This is a genomic window from Peribacillus sp. NPDC101481, from assembly GCF_044767165.1.
In the GTDB taxonomy this organism is placed as follows: domain Bacteria; phylum Bacillota; class Bacilli; order Bacillales; family DSM-1321; genus Peribacillus.
The window spans coordinates 134,526-153,498 of record NZ_JBIWNJ010000004.1; the positions used below are offsets into that span (position 1 = coordinate 134,526).

At 40.6% G+C, this 18,973-nt stretch carries 17 protein-coding genes; 6 read left to right on the forward strand and 11 right to left on the reverse strand.

The annotated features are described in order from the left end of the window. Positions 1-179: 179 nt before the first annotated feature. The gene (locus ACIROD_RS22300) at positions 180-320 is read left to right on the forward strand and encodes a hypothetical protein (protein WP_202190642.1); all 141 of its coding nucleotides are present in this window, start codon (positions 180-182) and stop codon (positions 318-320) included. A gap of 475 nt (positions 321-795) precedes the next feature. Here the strand turns inward: ACIROD_RS22300 and ACIROD_RS22305 are convergent, their stop codons facing one another. After that, positions 796-2,064 (reverse strand): S-adenosylmethionine decarboxylase related protein, encoded by a 1,269-nt coding sequence (locus ACIROD_RS22305; protein WP_402944397.1) that lies wholly within the window; start codon positions 2,062-2,064, stop codon positions 796-798. 286 nt (positions 2,065-2,350) lie between these two features. Between ACIROD_RS22305 and ACIROD_RS22310 the strand changes: the two genes are divergently transcribed. Next, a complete protein-coding gene (locus ACIROD_RS22310) occupies positions 2,351-3,250 on the forward strand; it encodes a 3-hydroxyacyl-CoA dehydrogenase (protein ID WP_402944400.1) in 900 nt (299 codons plus the stop codon). Positions 3,251-3,399: 149 nt separating this feature from the next. Here ACIROD_RS22310 and ACIROD_RS22315 read toward each other — a convergent pair whose 3' ends face one another. The 6 genes from ACIROD_RS22315 to ACIROD_RS22340 all read right to left on the reverse strand — a co-directional run bounded on the left by ACIROD_RS22315 (position 3,400) and on the right by ACIROD_RS22340 (position 9,153). After that, positions 3,400-3,927, reverse strand: coding sequence for a YehS family protein (locus ACIROD_RS22315; RefSeq protein ID WP_230177834.1), 528 nt, complete (start codon positions 3,925-3,927; stop codon positions 3,400-3,402). A gap of 127 nt (positions 3,928-4,054) precedes the next feature. Then, positions 4,055-5,017 carry a tRNA dihydrouridine synthase gene (locus ACIROD_RS22320; RefSeq protein WP_402944781.1) on the reverse strand — a complete coding sequence of 321 codons (963 nt, stop codon included), beginning with the start codon at positions 5,015-5,017 and terminating at the stop codon, positions 4,055-4,057. 395 nt (positions 5,018-5,412) lie between these two features. Continuing rightward, on the reverse strand, positions 5,413-6,801 hold the full coding sequence (gene rlmD, locus ACIROD_RS22325; protein ID WP_402944404.1) for a 23S rRNA (uracil(1939)-C(5))-methyltransferase RlmD: 1,389 nt from the start codon (positions 6,799-6,801) through the stop codon (positions 5,413-5,415). After that, positions 6,798-7,682, reverse strand: a complete 885-nt coding sequence (locus tag ACIROD_RS22330) for a DNA-3-methyladenine glycosylase family protein (RefSeq protein WP_402944407.1) — start codon at positions 7,680-7,682, stop codon at positions 6,798-6,800. The genes rlmD and ACIROD_RS22330 overlap by 4 nt, the downstream gene beginning before the upstream one ends. Positions 7,683-7,804: 122 nt before the next feature. Then, a complete protein-coding gene (gene pdaA, locus ACIROD_RS22335; protein ID WP_402944409.1) occupies positions 7,805-8,590 on the reverse strand; it encodes a delta-lactam-biosynthetic de-N-acetylase in 786 nt (261 codons plus the stop codon). Positions 8,591-8,967: 377 nt separating this feature from the next. Next, positions 8,968-9,153: a hypothetical protein gene (locus tag ACIROD_RS22340; protein WP_101224872.1), complete on the reverse strand. Its 186-nt coding sequence runs from the start codon at positions 9,151-9,153 to the stop codon at positions 8,968-8,970. A gap of 109 nt (positions 9,154-9,262) precedes the next feature. Between ACIROD_RS22340 and ACIROD_RS22345 the strand changes: the two genes are divergently transcribed. Then, the gene (locus tag ACIROD_RS22345) at positions 9,263-9,400 is read left to right on the forward strand and encodes a hypothetical protein (RefSeq protein ID WP_230177838.1); all 138 of its coding nucleotides are present in this window, start codon (positions 9,263-9,265) and stop codon (positions 9,398-9,400) included. 47 nt (positions 9,401-9,447) lie between these two features. Here the strand turns inward: ACIROD_RS22345 and ACIROD_RS22350 are convergent, their stop codons facing one another. Together ACIROD_RS22350 and ACIROD_RS22355 are read right to left on the reverse strand one after the other, a co-directional pair. Continuing rightward, a complete protein-coding gene (locus ACIROD_RS22350) occupies positions 9,448-11,016 on the reverse strand; it encodes a fumarate hydratase (protein WP_402944413.1) in 1,569 nt (522 codons plus the stop codon). A 294-nt stretch (positions 11,017-11,310) separates the two neighbouring features. Next, positions 11,311-11,496: an SE1561 family protein gene (locus ACIROD_RS22355; RefSeq protein ID WP_101224874.1), complete on the reverse strand. Its 186-nt coding sequence runs from the start codon at positions 11,494-11,496 to the stop codon at positions 11,311-11,313. A gap of 155 nt (positions 11,497-11,651) precedes the next feature. Here ACIROD_RS22355 and yfkAB point away from each other — a divergent pair, with 155 nt between their 5' ends. Further along, a complete protein-coding gene (gene yfkAB / locus ACIROD_RS22360; RefSeq protein WP_402944784.1) occupies positions 11,652-12,773 on the forward strand; it encodes a radical SAM/CxCxxxxC motif protein YfkAB in 1,122 nt (373 codons plus the stop codon). A 36-nt stretch (positions 12,774-12,809) separates the two neighbouring features. Here yfkAB and ACIROD_RS22365 read toward each other — a convergent pair whose 3' ends face one another. Together ACIROD_RS22365 and cax are read right to left on the reverse strand one after the other, a co-directional pair. Next, a complete protein-coding gene (locus ACIROD_RS22365) occupies positions 12,810-13,622 on the reverse strand; it encodes a YfkD famly protein (RefSeq protein ID WP_402944416.1) in 813 nt (270 codons plus the stop codon). Between the two features lie 469 nt (positions 13,623-14,091). Further along, positions 14,092-15,150 carry a calcium/proton exchanger gene (gene cax / locus ACIROD_RS22370; RefSeq protein ID WP_101225035.1) on the reverse strand — a complete coding sequence of 353 codons (1,059 nt, stop codon included), beginning with the start codon at positions 15,148-15,150 and terminating at the stop codon, positions 14,092-14,094. A gap of 188 nt (positions 15,151-15,338) precedes the next feature. Between cax and ACIROD_RS22375 the strand changes: the two genes are divergently transcribed. Both ACIROD_RS22375 and ACIROD_RS22380 read left to right on the forward strand, forming a co-directional pair. Continuing rightward, the gene (locus ACIROD_RS22375) at positions 15,339-16,505 is read left to right on the forward strand and encodes an MFS transporter (protein WP_101224877.1); all 1,167 of its coding nucleotides are present in this window, start codon (positions 15,339-15,341) and stop codon (positions 16,503-16,505) included. Between the two features lie 333 nt (positions 16,506-16,838). Continuing rightward, positions 16,839-18,758, forward strand: coding sequence for a heavy metal translocating P-type ATPase (locus ACIROD_RS22380; protein ID WP_402944420.1), 1,920 nt, complete (start codon positions 16,839-16,841; stop codon positions 18,756-18,758). Positions 18,759-18,973: the final 215 nt, after the last annotated feature.

Sequence of the window (18,973 nt, forward strand, 5' to 3'; positions counted from 1 at the left end):
CCATATTGTGTGGACAAAAAAATTTGAATTTTTGTAGTTTTTACAATCAGCATTCGCCTGAAATGCGTTTATATCAATGGAATTACGAAGAGAATTTCATCAATTTTCCAATGTAACCGATGTTTTATCTACTGGTTTTTTGGAGACATTAACCATTAACCTAATTAAGGAGTGGTATTGTGAAAACTGAAAATGAAAAGACCTCAGAAGGCCTAAATGAGATTTTTGAGATTATCAATGCAAAAGGTGACATTGGTGAATTAAAAGAAATCGTCCAAAAATCTGATGAACAAACAAATGAAGTCAACCAAGGGGATTGATTATCCTCTTTCAGTTTTGTCGAAAAAGGGATTCCGGAATGGTCTCTTGTCGAATCCCTTCCACGATTTTACCGAAGTGATTTCACCACTTTTTAAAACAATACTTGGTGCCCCCTTCCAGATGAGACTTGGCAGATAGTCGGCGGAAAGGGAGCGAATTTCTTAAACTTTTTTAAAGAAAAAACTGAAATTGTCTATGGTCTGCAAGGGCATTAATTATCCTCTTTTTTGTCTGTTTTACATTGTACTAATGGACGTTAAAGTCCATTACAACAATAAAAAAAGAGCTGCTGATCAGCTCCGGATATTGCCGTAACTTACACGTAAAAAGTAAATCAAAAAACAAAAAAGTTATGCACATTCAGAAGGGAAATTTGAAGAATAAGGATTTTCCCTTTTTCCTCTACCCACCTTGTGCACAACTTTAGTTGAAAATTTAAGCCAGCTCAATTCTGATGCCGACTTAAAATTCACATTATTGATTCATCTTTTTCATTCTGTGAAGTAAAGGACCATCTGAATGATTGTTTTCACCAATTACAAAACTCGTCATATAATAGGTCAAATATTGACCGTAATGATTATTGGTATTTAACAATAACTCATCCACATAGTATACCCCTTTGGGGATTTGATCCATTAGCAGCACCGATAATGAAGCATATATCCCGCAGGCCACTTGAAAGTATGTTGCATTGGTTTTGTATTTGGAAAAGATATCGCGATTCTTTAATGTATTATACATATAACGCTCCTTATCTTGATAAACGATAAGGACACCAACTAGATCTTCCCCGTCAAGTTCGGCTTCAAGCGGATCGAGAACCTTCATGTCATGGTTCCATAATTGATCGGAGTCATCCAGTTTCGAGCGGATTAACTCCGTCGTATGGTCATTTACCTTATATAAAAAGCCGCCTTCCATATCATACAATTTACCTAAAGTATATACTTCCTCATGAGCCATTAGACAACCGTAAAACTGTTTGTCCCCTAATGTGACTTTAAATTCGACATCATAAACATTTTCATATAAAAAGAGCGGTGTATGGTGATTCATAAACATTGGATAGCTTGAAATAGCCTCATCCAGAAAGCACTCGGGAGACCATGTTGTGTAAATGACGTCATTCTTTGCCTTCGATTTGTCCTTAAAAAACGAATTGTCATGCTCTACAATGTAACAGCCAAGCGGTCGTTCCTCTGAATCACTCTTTAACAGCTCAATGGCCATCCATTGCACCACCCCTGGATTCATTCCCGACCCAATTATAGCTGTAGAATTGGAAAATCGATCTTTAAACTTTTCAAAATGTCTGATCCGTTCAATTAGAGGAAACCCATAATATAATTCTTCATTTTCATCGATCATTGTGTTTTCTAAAGCAGAATTAACATAATTAACGCCTAATGCGTCGCAGCATTCCAGCATTTCAACCGTATCCGCCCATGAAAGATCAATCACACATAATGTTTTTGTGCTTTCAAGATGCTTGATGAACCGCTTTTTATCTTTTAAATCAAATTGATGCAGTACAATTTGATCTTTTAGGTGTGGAAATAATTCATGATAATATTTTTCTTCCTTTTGTTTAATATCAATTAAGTGAATAATACAACTGGATATAAAAAGATGGATTGGATCCTTTTTATCAATAGCTGATTTATTCAATATGGCAAGTATTGATTTTGCTGCCCCTCCTGCACTCCCAAGAATGGTTATCACTTTTTGGTAATCATCCATTTTTACACCTCGTCCAACCTTTTATTATAAACTATGTAGTTACGGGTGAAATGCAATGGGCAACTGATGAAATGAGCAATACGTACAAGCTATCAACAATTCAAAATAATAGGAATGGTTATGAAGAAACTCCTGCATCTAAGAAGGGGTGTTACGTTTTAATATGCTTTTATCGGGTCCCTTAAAGGGAAAATAATATATATCCAAAGCTATTCCTGCATCTATTTTCATGATAAGTGCAATAATTAACAAGTAGAGATATCCAAAGAAATAAAGGAGAATAACTATGAATTATCAGAATATCACGATTGCCGGCAGCGGCTTTTTAGGAAGTCAGATTGCATTTCAAACCGCATTCAAAGGATTTAACGTATCAGTATATGACATCAATGATGAAGCATTGGAGCGTGCAAAAGATAGGATCACTAATTTGAAGCCCTACTATAAAGAAGACATAGGAGCTGCGGAGGAAGATCTTAATGCTGCTTATGCCCGCATTTCTTTCCACAGTGATTTATCTGGGGCAGTTGCCGAAGCTGATCTTGTGATTGAAGCGATTCCGGAAGTGCTTCAAATCAAAACAGATTTTTACACAGAGTTAGGAAAAGCGGCACCTGAAAAAACAATTTTTGCCACGAACTCTTCTACATTATTACCAAGCCAATTTGCCGAAGCAACAGGCCGTCCAAAAAAATTCCTCGCTTTGCACTTCGCTAATGAAATCTGGAAAAACAATACGGCAGAAATCATGAAGCATCCTGGAACGGATAGTGAAGTTTTTGAAGAAGTGATTGATTTTGCAAAAGCGATTGGAATGGTTCCTCTGCCTTTACATAAAGAACAGCCAGGCTATATTCTGAATTCCTTATTGGTTCCTCTTTTGGATGCTGCCCAAATGCTCTTATTAAAAGGAGTGGCTGATACGGAAACCATCGATAAAACGTGGATGGTCGCAACAGGGGCACCTCTTGGTCCATTCGCTATATTGGACGTGGTAGGAATCAATACCGCTTATAATATTTCACTTGCAAAAGCGAAAGCGACAGGTGATCCAGAGATTGAAAAGCTGGCTAACTTATTGAAAACAGAATATATCGATAAAGGGAAAATCGGAAGAGAAGCAGGAGAAGGCTTCTATAAATATCCAAACCCCAATTTCGCAAAAACAGACTTTTTAAAAGGTTAATGATTCAGAAGGTGCCTTGAGAGTGCCTTCTTTTTTTACTATTTCGCACTTTATATCCCTTCAATATCGTCATAAGAAAAAGACCATGAAATCGTGAAAAGTACTTTTCACGATTTCATGGTCTGATTCATAATGTAGATGTTACAGTGTTATCCCCTATATCTCAAAGTTAATCCTTTTAAGAAATTCCTCGCGTATCGATCTCCGCACTCTTTATAATTCCTATGACCCACTTTTCTTAGTATAGCGCTTAATTCCCCTTTGGTTATCATGACTCCTGCTTCTTCCAAAATTTCGATCATATCCTCACTGGTTAATGTTAATGCTATTTTCAGTTTCTTCAAGAGGATATTATTCACACTTTCCTTAATCTTTACAGCCGGTGCCTGACTTTGAGGCTGACCAGGTTTTGGCTCTTGTCTCCCTCTTTTAAAAATGATCAAACCATTTAAAAAGGACTCTAACATCATGTTATTGCAGGTTACCCCATCTTCCTCTTCATCCATATCATCATATTCTTCATATTCATCATAATAATCATCTTTTGGTTTTGTGAGCATCTGCATGACTTCTTCCATTGTCACTTCAATCTCCCCGAGTTTAAATATCTCTACCATATCTTTATTTTTAATATCAAGCGCATATCTTAATCGAATTAATATATCATGATTATGCATCCAAAAACCTCCTATGTATTTCTCTATTCACAGTACTCTCATTATTTCACAAATGGATGGAAATAAACGCAGATTAAAATCCGAGAACCTTTTACAGATTCCCGGATCACTCTGCTTATTGCTCCCATCAACATTCTTTTCCAAAGTTATCAAGTAATGCACGCACTTCATCTGTTGATTTCGTGTTCATCAATTGATTTCTTAATTCACCAGCTCCACGGAATCCTTTGACATAAATTTTGAAAAAGCGATGAAGCCCTGTGATTGAACGTGGTAGTACTTCCGCATATTGATCTTGAAGATCGAGCTGCAATCTTAAAAGATCAAGGTATTCTTTACTGCTATGCTCTTTTGGCTCTTTTTCAAAAGCAAAAGGATTTTTAAAAATTCCTCGCCCGATCATAACGCCATCAATACCATATTGTTCAGCAAGCTGCAGTCCAGTTTGACGATCAGGAATGTCTCCATTGATTGTTAGTAGCGTATTTGGTGCGATACGGTCACGTAATTTTTTGACTTCCGGAATTAGCTCCCAATGCGCATCTACTTGGCTCATTTCCTTTCTTGTACGTAAATGAATGGAAAGGTTCGCAATATCCTGTTTTAAAATTTGCGTCAGCCACTCCTCCCACTCATTTACATCATTATAGCCAAGTCGTGTTTTCACGCTGACAGGCAGTCCGCCCGCTTTTGCTGCTTGAATAAGTTCTGCCGCCACGTCTGGACGCAGAATTAGGCCACTACCTTTCCCTCTCGATGCCACATTCGGTACAGGGCAGCCCATATTAATATCGATGCCCTTAAATCCTAGCTCTGCCATGCCAACACTCATTTGACGGAAATATTCGGGATTATCCCCCCAAATATGTGCCACCATTGGCTGCTCATCATCTGTAAAAGTCAAACGGCCACGCACACTTTTCATGCCCTCTGGATGGCAATAGCTATCCGAGTTTGTAAACTCTGTGAAAAATACATCAGGTCGACCGGCTTCACTTACTACGTGACGAAAAACAACATCTGTCACATCTTCCATTGGTGCAAGTACAAAAAATGGTCGTGGTAAATCACGCCAAAAATTATCTATCATTTCAAACTCAAATCCTCTCAATATGGATACAACTTCAAACTCTCGGTCAAAAAATATAAAAGCCAAGTGCTCCACTTCTTTTACACTTATATCATGCTTAATAACTCCTTATCAAACACAAGTACATTTTGGACATTTATAATTTGTGAAAATCGGCAATGTTTATTTTAAGGAAAATCGGTCCGAATGGAATTGACGGCGGACTTGAATACCCAAAACGCATTTACAGCTCAAACCCACCAGAATTACATTATGAAGAAGAATAAAAAATAGGAGAACATGTTTTAATAGAAACATGTTCTCAGAAAATCAGTATTTTATTCAATACATGATTCCAATATATTTATCCATTTACATCAGTGTAAAAACTATATACAAAAGCAACTAGCGATTCGTTAGTTTCCTTCTTTTAGTATGAGTTGCGAGACACACTCTACATGGCTCGTCTGCGGGAACATATCCACAGGCTGTATGGCCTCAACGCGATAAGAAGTGCTCAGTTCTTGTAAGTCCTTGGCCAAAGTCGAAGGGTTGCATGATACGTACACTATGGTTTTCGGTTTTACTTTCAAGATTGTCTGCAGTAATGATTGGTCACAGCCTGATCTTGGCGGGTCGACGACAAGTACGTCCGGTTTCCAGCCTTCTTTGGTCCAGCGTGGAAGGATATTCTCGGCCTTGCCTGTTTCATAGTATACATTGTCGCGATTATGTTTTTTGGCATTTTTCTTTGCGTCCTCGATGGATTCTTTAATGACATCCATTCCTCTGACTTCCTTGGCATTTTCAGACAGCCATAGACCAATGGTTCCTACACCGCAATAAGCGTCAACCACTTTTTCCGTGCCGGTTAAGGCTGCCGCTTTTTTCACTTCATCATATAAGCGAACAGTTTGAACGGGGTTAAGCTGGAAGAATGTACGCGCTGATAGTTCGTATGATAGGTCACCCAATGTTTCGTTGATGACTTTTTCGCCTGCCAGGTGAATCGTTTTTTCGCCAAATATCAGTGATGTGTTTCGGTTGTTGATGTTTTGAACGACCGATTTCACTTCTGGCAATTGGTCCCGAATTTGTTTTAGCAACTGATCTTTTTGTGGAATTTCCTCCGCACCTGTAACAAGGACAACCTGCACTTCACCTGTTTCAAAGCCTACCCGTGTAATGACCGTACGAATAACACCTTTTCTTTTTCTTTCGTTATATATTGAGATGTTCAGGTTCTTTAGAATCTTTTTCACTGTACGTGTTACCTTATTTGTTGCCTTATGCTGTACAAGGCAATTCGGGATATCGATCAGATTATGGGAATTCAAGCCGTAAAGGCCAGCAATCAATTTACCATCTTTTTGGCCGACTTGGTACTGACTTTTATTGCGGTAATTCCAAGGATCTTCCATACCAATCGTTTCTTTTACATTTAATGAAGAAACCGGGAATTTCGAATGGCGCTCCATCGCTTGAATGACGATATCGCGCTTTTCGATAAGCTGCTGGTCATAGCTTAAATGCTGTAACTGACATCCGCCGCATTCAGCGTAAACCGGACATGGCGCTGCAATGCGATGCGGTGATTCTTTACGGATGGTTTTTATTTTCGCCTCGGTGAAGTTTGGCTGCACCTTTGTGACCAAAGCTACAATTTCTTCACCAGGCAATGCTCCTGGGACGAAGACGACTTTCTTTTTGAAATAACCGACTCCCTCTCCATTAATGCCAAGCCGTTTAATCGTAAGGGGAAGGGTTTGATCCACTTCCAGTTTTGTATCTTGAATGTTTGTCATTTCTTTTCACTCCGTTTTTCAATGCTTCTCCACAAATAGAGGGAAGCGTAGCTTAGATATGGAGCCCATTTCTCACTATAGGACTCCATTTCTTCTTGGGTTGGCTTTTGCGGTAAGCCATATAATATTTTCAAGGCATTTTGAATGCCAATATCGGCTTTAGGAAATAGGTTCGGCCGGCCAAGTCCAAAAAGCAGGAAGTTTTCAGCCGTCCATCTACCGATACCGCGTATTTTTATTAGTGTATCCATAACCTCTTGATCGGATAGCTTTTCCATTATATCAAGGTCGAGATGGCCCTGAATGACCTGCTCGGAAAGTCCGATGACGTATTCCGCTTTCCGGCCGCTGAATTGAATGGCTCTCAATTGCTCGATTTTAAGTTGGGCGGTTGTTTCCGGCGTCGGATAAAACCAGGCACCTTCCATCTGGTAGCCGAAGGTTTTAACGAATCGTTCCGTAAGCGTATGGGCAAAGGATAAGTTCAATTGCTGATGTATGATGCATTTAACGAGGCAACTGTAGTAATCGAAGTCCAAGACTATGGCAGTACCGCGGTGCTCTTCGAAGATTTCCCGCAAATCGGATTCCCGGAAATGCCTGGAAACGCCTTCTAATGGCTGATGCCAATGAAAGACCTTTTTTAACCGTTCGATCGCTTTTGACTTGTATACCTCTGAATGACCTTTGATGATAAAAGATGGTTCATCGATATTTCCTATTGCTTGAACCTGCAAAACGATTGGTTCATTTTCTATATATAGCGGAACTTTTACCGTCCTGTTAGTGAAATCAACTACCTGAAGTGGGTCTAACGATAATCGTTCGAGAACTAGATCGAAATTATAGGGTCCTTGAACCTGTAATTTTTCTGTCCACACAAGCGATCCATCCTTTAGCAGTTTTCCACGTATTATAGCATGTTTCCTGAAATATTACTTGAAATTGAGGAGAATGGATAAAAGCGGGACCCGAATTATCTCTACAGGACCCGCTTCTCACTTTAATAAAGCATTCGGTTCGGCAACTGCTTCTCAATCATTAAATCATCGAGGCTACCGAAAGCATACCCCTGTTTTTCAAGATCCGTCAGAATCGAGTCCAAAGCATCCGCATTATCCTTCGATACGGTATGCAATAATAATATCGCACCGGGATGAATCTGCTTAAGCACTTCATCGTGTGCGAACGCGGCACCCTTTTGTTGATCAACAATCCAGTCTCTATATGCCAGTGACCAGAAGATGTGGTAATACCCTTCTTTTTTTGCGATCCTCATCGTTCTTTCATTAAATACCCCACGAGGCGGCCTTAAGTAGTTCATTTCCTTTTGCCCCGTTAATTTTTCCGTTGCTTCTTTTACCCGCTCAAGCTCCGTGCGAATCACATCGTCCGTCACGCTGGTCATATCCGGATGGTTCCATGAATGGTTTCCTACGATATGCCCCTCATTAGCCATACGGACAACAAGCTCAGGTGCCGTTTTTAAATAATGACCCGTGACAAAAAAAGCTCCAGGAGCACCATGTTTCTTCAGGACATCTAAAATTTGGGCCGTATAGCCATTTTCATAACCGTTATCAAATGTTAAATAAACGACTTTTTTCTTTGTATCCCCCTTATAAATCGCTTCATATTCAGGCAGCATTTCATTGAATTTTTTACCGGCATCGGCAGATGTCCCATTTTTTCCTTTATTGAAACCCCAGTTATAGGATTCTGCAAAAGCCGGGCTTGCCAAAGAGCATATCAAGCAAATAAAAGCGGATAAAATCACCATTTTTTTCATTGGAATATCCCCCATGTTCTTTTTTCTTATTGTTTGGAACATGGAGATTTATATGCATGATATTGTGAAGGTCGAATTGATCTCGTTGTAGGTCGATTTTTTCGCTCCGTAGGTCGAATTTCTGCCGCTTTAGGTCGAATTTTTTGCTCCGTAGGTCGATTTTTCGCTCCATGGGTCGAATTGATCTCGCCACAGGTCGAATTTTCGCTCCGTGGGGCGAATTGATCTCGCCACAGGTCGGATTTTCGCTCTTGAGCCGTATAAATTTCACTCTGGATCAAATTAACGCCCCGGAGGCCGAATTAGTTCGTTAGTGTCTATAATCAGACGCAAAAAAGGGCCTCTCCTCCGAAAAGGATTGGCCCTCCATGTTTTGTTTATCCTTTAAATAGCGCTTGTGCCGCCTTCCAAATAATGGCGATAGCGAAAATGAGAACGATTACAATTCCGATTACGTCAAGGAATGTTTCAAGTCCGGAGAAAATCGTGTTTGCCACAGGAAGTTTGATGAAAGCAAAACCGGTTAGCATGGCCATAAAGAATAAGAAGTAGTTATTCTGCATGAAAATCCCCCCTTTCTCTTCTAATGTATGTGCGACCTTTCCAAAAGATTGTACTTTTTTGAGGTAATTTTCGCCTTTTTTTCATATACATTAGCAGGGGGGGAATGAAATGCTGGAATGGGTTATCACTTTAGGCTTTGTTGGTTGTCTTGGTTTAGGTGGTGGAGTGTTTGTTCATTTTGTGAAAAGTGGATTGAATTTAGAGGATGCATCAAGGATCGATCCACTGCCGGAAATAGAGGAGTAAGCTATGCAAAAGACGCTCACCGTTTGGCGAGCGTCTTTTGCATACATTTATTTAAATACTGGTTCTTTGAATTGCGCCAATTTTTCCAATGAAGATTGCTGAACGTCTTTATGCAGGCTGTTTCCATGTGAATCCATGGTAACCACGGCAGTAAATCCTTCAACATTCAGATGCCACATTGCTTCTGGAATACCAAATTCAGTGAAGTTCACACCTTCGACGGATTTGATGCAGTCTGCATAATATTGAGCAGCCCCGCCGATTGCATTTAGATAAACGCCGCCGTGCTCACTTAGTGCTTCTAGTGTTTTTGGTCCCATTCCGCCTTTACCGATAACTGCACGGATGCCGAATCGTTTCATGATATCGCCTTGGTATGGTTCTTCACGAATACTTGTTGTCGGTCCGGCAGCCTTCACATGCCATTTGCCTTCTTCGTCCTTCAGCATAACCGGTCCACAGTGATAGATGATTTGTCCATCTAGGTCGATTGGTGCAGGATTTTCAGATAAGTGCTTGTGGATGGCGTCTCGGCCTGTATACATTCTGCCGTTAATATGAACGACGTCACCAACTTTTAATTCACGGATTTGTTCTTCCGTGATTGGTGCTTGCAGGGTGATTTCACGGGAAGCTTCAACGTCCGATTCTGCAGCGGCTGCCACTTCATCCTTCGCTGCTTTTTCTGCTTCCAAAGCAAAGTCGATTTTCTCCCCTTCTTGATATAACCACTCATTGATTTCGCCTGTTTCCGGATTGACTTTCACTCCTAAACGGCGGAACGCCCAGCAGTTGTAAGCAACGGAGACGAAAAAGCTTGCCGGAATACGGTGCATGACACCGATTTTACATCCAAGCAACGTAGTTTCGCCGCCAAAGCCCATCGTGCCGATTCCCAATTCATTAGCTGTCTCCATGATGTAATCTTCAAGTTTACGAAGGTCTTCATTCGGATTCACATCTTCATTACTGCGGAAAAGTTGAGCCTTAGCCAGATCATATCCGGATGAACGGTCCCCTCCGATACCAACTCCGATGAAGCCGGCACTGCAGCCTTGTCCTTGTGCTTGGTAGACAGAGTGAAGGACACATTTACGGATTCCGTCCAAATCACGGCCCGCTTTTCCCAATCCTTCAAGCTCCATAGGCAGACTGTATTGGATGTTTTTATTTTCACAGCCTCCGCCTTTTAAGATAAGACGAACATCAATATAGTCTTTTTCCCATTGATCGAATTTAATGACAGGAAGACCTTCCCCAAGGTTATCCCCGCTATTTTCTCCCGATAAAGAGTCAACTGCGTTTGGACGAAGTTTTCCGCCCTTTGTCGCTAAGATGATCGCATTCCGGATTGCTTTTTTTATTTCAAGTTGGTTCACGCCAACTGGAGTTTTTATTTTGAAAGTCGGCAGACCAGTATCCTGACAAATCGGTGATACATTGTCGTCAGCCATTGTAATATTATTCGTGATGGTGGTCAGGCTCAATGCAGAACGAGTACCTGCATTTTCACGTTGTTTTGCACTTTTGACCGCACGACGAACATCCTTTGGAAGATTCGTTGAAGTTTCAACGATAAGACTGTACATACTTTCTTGGAATTTTTGAATATCCAAATTTCTCTTCCCCCTCTTATTTCCCCTAGATTAGATTTAATCATTTCCCTGCTTCTCTATAAATAGCGAATGATACAACACCCGTTTTATTATACATCTAACATAATCTTTCGAAAACAAGTAATTATTTTTCATAATGAAAAGCAATTTGGAGAGAAATGAGCAAACCCGCCAGAAATAACCCATGAATTAAATTTCATCACCAATCATTTCCATTAAAAAAGGATGACGCAGAATTCCCGTCATCCCTTCATGAATATTAACATTGAAAAAATCATACTATCGAAACAGATATTAATCTTCGCGGGTTTTGAATTGTTCCACTTTGCCTTCCAAATCATCTAACATGCCGATCAAACGGTCTATATCTTCCAACTCCGTATTTTCCGGTTCGATATGATCAAGAACTTCCATGAACATCGTGAGGCGTTCTTTTAAGTATGTTAATTGTTCGTTTTTACCTGTAATGGATTTTCCCATGAGGCACTCTCCTTCCGTTCTTCTTTCATCGTAACGAAATCTGCTTGAAAGTGCAATGGCAAGCTATAAATGCACTCTCCGCCATTTGACATTTTTTGTCCCCATTGTTCATAATGGGTTAGTGCATTATTACGTAAGGAGTTTTAAATATGTCAATAATCAAGCAAGATCTTTTAACACCAATTACACCCAAGTATGACCCTTGGGAAGCATATATGGACGTTGAACAATATGGAAAGCTCAGCCTTACCAATGTGGAGTTCACCACCACCACCCTTTGCAATATGCGTTGTGAGCATTGTGCCGTCGGTTACACACTTCAGCCCAAGGACCCGGATGCACTGCCACTGGAATTATTGATTCAGCGCCTCGATGAAATCCCTTTGCTTCGCTCGCTCAGCATCACTGGCGGGGAGCCGATGCTTTCAAGAAAACAAGTGAAGAATTATGTTTTGCCTCTATTGAAATATGCCCGTAGCCGCGGGGTCCGGACACAAATCAATTCCAATTTGACCCTTGACCTGGAACGGTATGAGGAAATCATTCCTTATTTGGATGTTCTGCACATTTCCCATAACTGGGGAACGATCGATGAATTCATTGATATCGGCTTTGCCATGATGGACCGAAAACCATCTCGGGAACAGCGAAAGAAATTATTCGATAAAATGATTGAAAATTCCCAGGCCCTGACCAAGGCTGGTGTGCTGGTTTCTGCAGAAACGATGCTTAATAAACGGACATTGCCGCATCTTGAGCATATTCACAGACAGATTGTCGATGAAATGGGATGTCAAAGGCACGAAATTCATCCGATGTATCCAAGCGATTTCGCTTCGGCACTTGAAACTTTATCATTGGACAAAATGCGTGAAGCGATTCATCATTTGCTTGATATCCGTGATGAAAATGTTTGGATGCTTTTCGGTACCCTGCCATTTTATCCTTGCAATAACAGTAAAGAGGATATAAAGCTGCTTCAACGCCTTTATGGTTCACATAAAGTAACTGTTCGTAATGACCCTGATGGACGTTCCCGGTTGAACATCAATATTTTTACCGGGGAAGTGATCGTGACCGATTTCGGTGACGCGCCTACATTAGGGAATATCAAAGACCAACCTTTGACCGAATCCTATGAAACATGGATGAATTCGAAACTCGCCAATGAATTGAATTGCCATTGTCCGGCAGTCAAATGCCTAGGCCCGAATGTTCTCGTCAAAAATGCATACTACCCGAAGGAGGACTTCAGGATCAGGAAGTCAACCATATGAAGAAAAAAAACTCGCCATTCCGGCGAGTTTTTTAATTTACCTGGGTTGCTGCGAGACTGTAAAGCTGAAGGAAACATGGTCCTGAACCGGTATCCATGCACCGATGCCTTGTGAAGTGATGTTCTTTATCGTAATGGTTCTTTTACTTCCTTTTAAGTTCAAATACACTTCCCCATATGTGATCTTCCCTTTTTCATTGACGGCGGAAGCATAACTGGATAAGTAACCTATCCTATTAGAAGCAACATTGTATACTTCATCTTTTTTTGTACCAGCTCCGATGATCGTTTCAAAAGCCAACGGCAAATTCGTTTTCTCAGTGGCTTTTAACAGCATCATCTTTTGAACATCCTCTGCCTTAGGGATTTTCGCTGTAAGACCGCCACTCACTGCCTTTTGACTTTCCTGGACATAACGGATCCTGTATGGAACCTCACCGCCGCGATTATCGTAGTAATTCGTATTGATTTTTTGGTACTCCCAGTTTGGCGCCGTTTCCGAAGACTCATAATTCAATGCCCAATGGCCAAGGTAAATCGTCGCCCTGTAACCAAAAGCAAGCGGAGCTTTTGCAATTGCCGATTCATTCAACATATGGATGAGTTCTGGATTTTCAATCTTGATATCCGACGAATCGATCAATTGTTCGGCCAACTTACTCGGCTGCAGCATCGGAAGATCCTGGGTTGGGTTCGGATACGTATTCTCCTTTGCAATATTCAAAACTGAAGGTGGGATTTTCACCATATTCGGATTTGCTTTGCCTTCTGGAATATCAGCTGCAAAACTTACATTCGCCTGAATAAAGGCAATTAGGCCAATCATCGTAATAAGAATAGTTCTTCTCATGCTGTCGCACTCCTTTTGAGGGGTTCAATCATTTTGTTATAGATTTTGTTTTTAGCTAACATTCTATACATTTCATTCTTATTTCGATTTTGTAATGAATTTGTAAAGTTCAGAATATTTACTTTTTTATTTAAATCGGTTATACTTATTTTACATTATAAAAAGGAGGCGAAATCGTTCATACCTATTAAACCTTCAGGAGGTATGCTTATCGAACAATCCATGAAACCCTTTTAAAGGATGACAGAAAACGAATTCGCCTATACTTAAATCTGATGTAAAAGGATGGTGTGACACTCTAGAATATTTCTCAACTTTTACAAAAGCATGATGAAAAATTTTGGAATGACTTATGAATGGTAATTTACTAATATAGAAATGACTCTGCTAAATCTAACCTGAGCAGAGTCATTTTTATTTTTGAATTATATAAAAAGAAAGACCTCCCGCATCGGAAGGCCTGCATTTCTTATAATAAGTAAAATCCAATTCCCATAATGAAGTAAGCGGCCAATAAGGTAAGGCCTTCAAACCAGTTCGTTTCCCCGTCATTCGAAATCATGATCATCAGAAAGACTGCTGTAACCATTGATATCAATTCTGGCATTGTGAAAACAAGCGGCATATGAGTTGGATACATTAATGAAATAAGTACGAGTACAGGAGCTACGAACATCGCTACTTGAAGTGTGGAACCAACGGCAATTTCCACTGCGACATCCATTTTGTTTTTATAGGCCATTATGACGGCCGACGCATGCTCTGCCGCGTTACCCACGATTGCAACGATAATGACACCTATGAATAACTCCGACCATCCGAAGGTTTCCCCCACCTCGCTGAACGTATGAACAAGTTTCTCCGATACATACGCAACGGCCAATGTAGCAGCAGCAAGTATTATAATTGCCTTTTTCCTGCTCCACTCCGGTACTTCCTCTTCATGTTCCTCGGGTTTCTCCGTATGCTGATATACCCCACGGTGAGTAACCAATTTAAAGAATAATGCAGCAAGATATAATAAGATCAAAATAATGCTAATTCCTACACTTAACGACATCGTACGTGATTCACTCATATCTTGTGTGAATACTTCCGGTATGACGAATGCTACAATAACTGCAAAAATCAATAGACCGGCATTATGCCTCGCATCGAATACATTAAATTTCTGCCGTTTGTATTTAGTCCCTCCGACAAAGAATGAAAGTCCTGCCACCAACAATAAGTTTCCTAATACGGAACCAGTTAAAGAAGCCAACACGACCCCCACAAGCCCCGCCTTTAATGAAAAGATGGATATGATCAATTCCACTGCATTTCCAAAGGTTGCATTCAAGAGACCGCCAATCCTTGGTCCCATAACGATCGCTAAGCTTTCAGTCGCACGGCCCATGAATCCTGCTAGCGCAACGATGGTTAAGCAATATACGATGAACATGATCACGCTCGGCCAATGCAATAATGACCCAATGACTGATATAGGGACGCCTAACAGGACAAGCCCAAAAAATATTTTATTCACGATACTTCTCCTCACAATCCTATAATTCCTTTATGTAACAAAAACTATCATACATAATCTTCGGGAGATGACAAAGGAAAATTTTATCATCCTCTCTCTTCTTGTCAATATTTACCCAAATTTCTATTGCTTAATCCTCTTCCTAAGATGTAACATCAAGAAGGTATACATTTCTTAGGAGACTTGATTTTATGAATAATAAATTGCTTTTTAGCGTTTTAATCTTAATTGTCGGCATATCGGGGTTTTCTCAAGGGATGCTTCTGCCGATCATTGCCATCATTTTTGAAAATGACGGAATTAGCTCATCCCTAAATGGGTTTCATGCAGCCTCGCTTTATCTTGGAATTCTGTTGATTTCTCCTTTTATGGAAGCCCCGCTCCGTAAATACGGCTATAAGCCTTTGATATTATTTGGCGGTATAACGGTCATTCTATCGCTTGCATTATTTCCTGTTTGGAAATCATTCTGGTTTTGGTTCGTCCTGCGTTTCTTCATTGGAATCGGCGATCATACACTTCACTTTGCTACCCAGACATGGATCACTGCCATTTCACCAAAAACGAAGCGCGGAAGGAATCTTGCCATTTATGGACTTTTCTTCAGTCTTGGGTTCATGGTTGGCCCGATGATGACGAAGCTTCTCGAGATTAATCAGTCTTTACCTTTCATCATCACATCCATACTTAGCCTTCTAGCTTGGTCCACTGTTTTCCTTATTGGAAATGAGCTCCCTGAACAGGATGATTCTGAAAACACATCATTCTTTGGCACACTCAAAAGGTTTACGAAAGTTAGCCGCATAGCTTGGGTCGCTTTTTTACTTCCGTTCACATTTGGCGTGCTTGAAGCATCATTGAATAGCAATTTCCCTGTATTCGCCCTGCGCTCCGGAATCGATTTAACCGCAGTATCCATCATCATCCCGGCATTTTCCGCGGGGACCCTGCTTACCCAGATTCCCTTGGGGATGATAAGTGACCGTTTTGGCCGGCGAAAGACCTTGCTGACGATACTTTTTTCCGGGTTTGCCATATTCACTCTTGCAGGGATTTATTCTTATTCAGTGCTTGGTCTATTCATTTGCTTTATGTTTGGCGGAATGATGGTTGGTTCGACTTTCTCGCTGGGAATCAGTTATATGGCAGACCTTTTGCCTCGAAACCTATTACCTGCTGGAAATTTATTATGCAGTATCTTCTTTAGCCTCGGCAGCATCAGCGGTCCGTTTTTTGGCGGCCTTGTCATTGAACATATACAAGGCGGGAATTTTTTCTATATGATCAGCATCATGCTTTTCCTTGTCTTCATTTCGTTAGCCTTGTTTAAGGAGAAAATGCCTGCTTCAGTTATTTAGTATAGTTTATTATCTGGACTACTTCTTTTATTATTCAATTTGAAAGGTATTTCTCAATAGCGGCTGAATATTTGGTTAGGATGCACTTTATATTTTTTACTAGATTAGAATCATTCTTCTTTATTTCTGAATAGGATATGTGGTATTATAATAATAACAAAAGGGACATTACGTTTAAAAACCTTTGAAAACATTGCTGTCATCGCAATTTTGGTGGCAGCTTTCATATTTTATCCAGAGAAATGACGTTGATTATCTTTCTCAATTAGATATTACACAAATGATAATCTATATCATTTACACAAAATAGAGAAGAATGTGGGAGGGAATCTTATGACTACAGATACTAAACATTTAACCCAACCGGCTTCATGCCAAACCACTTGGTTGGAAAAAGCAAAACCTCATCTAGAACTTTTTGCTGCATTGTTCAGCGGTTTATTAATAGTGTTGGGATGGGCCCTTTCAAAGAACGGAATGGAGTCCACTTCCATCGTCATATACTTAGCTTCTTTCTTGATTGGCGGATATGCCAAAGCAAAAGAAGGAATAGAAGATACGATTGCCGACCGGGAATTGAATGTTGAGATGCTGATGATTTTTGCGGCCATCGGTTCTGCGGTCATCGGATACTGGACGGAAGGTGCCATATTGATTTTCATCTTCGCTTTAAGCGGTGCCCTTGAGACATACACGATGAATAAAAGCCATAAAGAAATTTCGGCACTTATGGACTTACAGCCTGAGGAAGCACTGCGCATCACTAACGGATATGAAGAAACCGTATCCGTTTCACAGCTGCATGTCGGAGATCTGATTTTAGTGAAACCAGGTGAGAGAGTTCCTTCAGATGGAAAAATCACGGACGGCCGTACCAATATCGATGAAGCTGCCATCACTGGTGAATCCATACCGGTCAGCAAATCATTGGATGATGAAGTATTTGCCGGAACGGTTAACCTCCGTGGTACGATTACCGTGGAAATCACCAAACCAGCAAGTGAAACATTATTTCAAAAAATAATCACTCTCGTTCAATCCGCACAAAGTGAAAAGTCCCCTTCCCAGCTGTTCATTGAACGGTTTGAAGGTACTTATGTAAAAGTGGTATTGACCGTTGTCGGCTTGATGATGTTCGTACCCCATTTCATATTGGGGTGGAGCTGGACCGAAACATTCTACAGGGCGATGATCCTGCTCGTTGTCGCTTCACCTTGTGCACTTGTGGCTTCTATTATGCCAGCAACGCTATCTGCCATTTCAAATGGTGCTCGTCATGGCATTTTATTTAAAGGCGGCATCCATCTTGAGAATCTAGGTAACCTGCAGGCAATTGCTTTAGATAAAACAGGTACATTAACAAAAGGAAAACCCGAGGTAACGGATGTCATTATCCGCGAAGATTTAAACGAAGATGATTTCTTATTTCATATTGCATCTGTTGAAAATTATTCAAACCACCCTTTGGCAACATCGATCGTCCGTTATGCCAAAACGAAATTGCAAAGAGACATCATTAAACCGGATAACATGGAAGATATCTCAGGCAATGGGGTTCAAGCATACATCAATGGCGTGCTTTGGAAAGTCGGAAAAGCTGATTTCGTCGGTCGCAGTGAAGCAGAACGATTCCAAAATGGCATTGCACTGACATTGGCTGAACAAGGCAAGACAATCGTTTATGCAAAGGATGATCAAGGGATTGCCGGTATTCTCACTTTGAAAGATGTCGTGCGTGAAGAAACCATTATAGCCATCGAAGCTTTGAAAAAGGAGGGCATCCATACCGTCATGCTGACAGGCGATGGTGAAAAAACGGCTAAAGCGATTGCGTCGGAGAGCCATATAGATGCATATATTGCCGAATGCCTGCCAGAAACCAAAGTGACTGAAGTGAAAAGGCTAAAAGAACATTTTGGCACTGTAGCAATGGTTGGGGATGGCATCAATGATGCACCTGCACTAGCAACGGCATCTGTGGGAATTGCAATGGGTGAAGGCACGGATGTTGCCTTGGAGACAGCGGATGTTGTTCTGATGAAGAATGACTTGCCGCGCATCGCGGAGGCAGTCAAATTATCCAAGAAGATGAATCGAATCATCAAACAAAACGTCATCTTTTCAATTTCGGTCATCATGATCCTGATTGCATCCAATTTCCTTCAATTCCTTGACCTTCCATACGGCGTCATTGGACATGAAGGAAGCACAATTCTCGTTATACTGAACAGCTTAAGACTTTTGAGAAACTAAACATGAAAAAGGAGCCCTCCAAGGCTCCCTTTTTTTATGATCGTTTCAATTTAGTGATATCCGTTCTTACCATTTGCAGAACCTGATGTTTTATGGTTAGAACCTTTATTTTTTCCTTTTTGCTTTGTGCTGCCATCCTTTTTACTCATGAAAGAACTCCTCCTCATCAAAAGTTGTTATTTCTTGAATAGTATCTGCATCATGATAGTCCGCTA

Bases quoted from the DNA above. Each gene is read 5' to 3' on its own strand.
- ACIROD_RS22380 (WP_402944420.1), top strand. From the start codon at position 16,839: ATGACTACAGATACTAAACATTTAACCCAACCGGCTTCATGCCAAACC.
- ACIROD_RS22345 (WP_230177838.1), top strand. From the start codon at position 9,263: ATGCTGGAATGGGTTATCACTTTAGGCTTTGTTGGTTGTCTTGGTTTA.
- ACIROD_RS22355 (WP_101224874.1), bottom strand. From the start codon at position 11,496: ATGGGAAAATCCATTACAGGTAAAAACGAACAATTAACATACTTAAAA.
- ACIROD_RS22305 (WP_402944397.1), bottom strand. From the start codon at position 2,064: ATGGATGATTACCAAAAAGTGATAACCATTCTTGGGAGTGCAGGAGGG.
- ACIROD_RS22310 (WP_402944400.1), top strand. From the start codon at position 2,351: ATGAATTATCAGAATATCACGATTGCCGGCAGCGGCTTTTTAGGAAGT.
- ACIROD_RS22320 (WP_402944781.1), bottom strand. From the start codon at position 5,017: ATGATAGATAATTTTTGGCGTGATTTACCACGACCATTTTTTGTACTT.
- pdaA (WP_402944409.1), bottom strand. From the start codon at position 8,590: ATGAAAAAAATGGTGATTTTATCCGCTTTTATTTGCTTGATATGCTCT.
- ACIROD_RS22315 (WP_230177834.1), bottom strand. From the start codon at position 3,927: ATGCATAATCATGATATATTAATTCGATTAAGATATGCGCTTGATATT.
- ACIROD_RS22340 (WP_101224872.1), bottom strand. From the start codon at position 9,153: ATGCAGAATAACTACTTCTTATTCTTTATGGCCATGCTAACCGGTTTT.
- rlmD (WP_402944404.1), bottom strand. From the start codon at position 6,801: ATGACAAACATTCAAGATACAAAACTGGAAGTGGATCAAACCCTTCCC.
- ACIROD_RS22375 (WP_101224877.1), top strand. From the start codon at position 15,339: ATGAATAATAAATTGCTTTTTAGCGTTTTAATCTTAATTGTCGGCATA.
- ACIROD_RS22365 (WP_402944416.1), bottom strand. From the start codon at position 13,622: ATGAGAAGAACTATTCTTATTACGATGATTGGCCTAATTGCCTTTATT.